The 1,845-nt window shown below is 57.5% G+C and carries 2 protein-coding genes; both read left to right on the forward strand.

Annotation, left to right across the window (positions count from 1 at the left end; all coding sequences use genetic code 11):
- A partial coding sequence (locus AS026_RS42065) for a hypothetical protein (protein ID WP_160330118.1) occupies positions 1-363 on the forward strand: 363 nt, incomplete at its 5' end.
- A gap of 114 nt (positions 364-477) precedes the next feature.
- On the forward strand, positions 478-1,845 hold a 1,368-nt coding region (locus AS026_RS17490; RefSeq protein WP_062368485.1), incomplete at its 3' end, for a recombinase family protein.

The following is a 1,845-nucleotide window of genomic DNA, read 5'->3' on the forward strand; positions in this document are numbered from 1 at the left end:
GGACATTCTGCCCATATCGGAGAAGAAGTCGAGATCCATTACCGCTGGCATGCGTTTTATGGTCGGCATGTCCGACGCTACTACGGCGAGCAGCGCAGCGGATCGGAAGTCGTAGTTGTCGAGCATGAACCCGGAGTAACGACCGCTGTGGAACGGTGGATGCTCGACCGCGCGACCTGTGCCTCGATGACATTGGGAGAGCCGCAGGTATCGTTGCAAGCGCTGACGGACCTCGATCGGGTACTCAAGGATCACGGACTTAGGCAAGTCTTTTCGGATGACACAACAGTTATCGAGGAGGCATGTGATGAAAGCGAGACAGCACCCCGCCATCGTAAAAAGACCCTGCCAGCTCAGCATTGACGTTGGAAACGCCCGAGGTGACGCGGATGAACGCCGCGGAGCGACAAGCAATGATTATGCGCCTCGCGCAATTGATCCTGCAGGCGGGCGGAATAACGGTTCTGGAGGGCAGCGATGACGACCGTTGATCTTCCCGCATCGCTGTTGAAGCGCAAGGCCGTCGTTTATGTCCGTCAGTCCACACCCGCCCAAGTGCAATTCAATCGCGAGAGCCAGCGGCGCCAGTATGAACTTGTCGAGGAGGCACGGCGGCGCGGATTTCGAGATGTCGAGGTCATAGATGACGATCTTGGCCGTTCGGCGAGCGGGACCGTCGCGCGACCTGGGTTTGACAAGCTGGTGGCTTGGTTGTGTGCTGGTAATGTAGGCGCCATCCTTTGTCTCGACGCTTCCCGTCTCGCCCGTAACGGCCGAGACTGGCATCACCTATTAGAACTGTGCGGCCTTGTTGAAGCTCGGGTGATCGACCTCGACGGTGTTTACAATCCTTGCCGTCCGAATGACCGGCTATTGTTGGGCATGAAGGGGAGTATCAGCGAATTCGAGTTAAATATTTTGCGAACTCGCATGCACGAAGCGGTCCGCTCCAAGGCACGACGAGGAGAACTGCGTATTGGCGTGCCGATTGGCTATATCTGGCATCGCGAGGTCGGCCTTGGCCTGGATCCTGACGCTCGCGTGCAGGAGGCTGTACGGCAGAAATTCAGCCGGTTTCGCCAACTGGGAAGCGCTCGTCAGACCCATTTGGCGCTGCATCGCGAAGGGATGCATTTTCCTCGCCCTTCCGATGGCAGGAAACTGACGGCGCTCGACTGGACGCCGATCCGCTATCGCAATGTGATCTCGGTGTTGAAGAATCCGTTTTATGCTGGAGCTTACGCCTATGGCAAAAGCAAGAGCAGAACCGAAGTCGTCGACGGCCGCCCCCACAAGACGTACGGTCACCTTCTGCCACTCAACGAGTATGAGGTCCTTTTGAAGGATCACCATGAAGGTTATATCGACTGGGGAATATACGAGCGTAATCAGAAGCAACTCGCCATCAATGCATATGGTAAACGCGACGGAGCCAAGTCTGGGCGAGGTGGCCGATCTCTATTGATCGGATTGATGACCTGCGGTCAATGCGGGCATCGGTTGAGGGTAGCGTATCGAGGGCGTTACCCTTATCCTGTCTACCAATGCGTCGGCCGGACGGCTCTCGGACTACCACGGTGCATGTGTTTTGGCGGCCAGCGAGTCGACACGGCGATTGCGCGTGAGTTGGTGCGGGTCGTTCAGCCGATTGCAATTCAAGCAGCGCTTGTTGCAGAGCGGACGCACATGGAAACCCAACGGGAACAACAGCGCATTCTCGAACTCGAGTTGCAACAGGCTCGTTACGAAGCTTCCCTCGCCGAGCGACGCTACGCGGCGTGCGATCCGGATAACCGCCTGATTGCCGCCCAGCTCGAGAAGAACTGGGAGGCATCACTACGCCGT

Source organism: Rhizobium altiplani (assembly GCF_001542405.1).
GTDB lineage: Bacteria > Pseudomonadota > Alphaproteobacteria > Rhizobiales > Rhizobiaceae > Rhizobium > Rhizobium altiplani.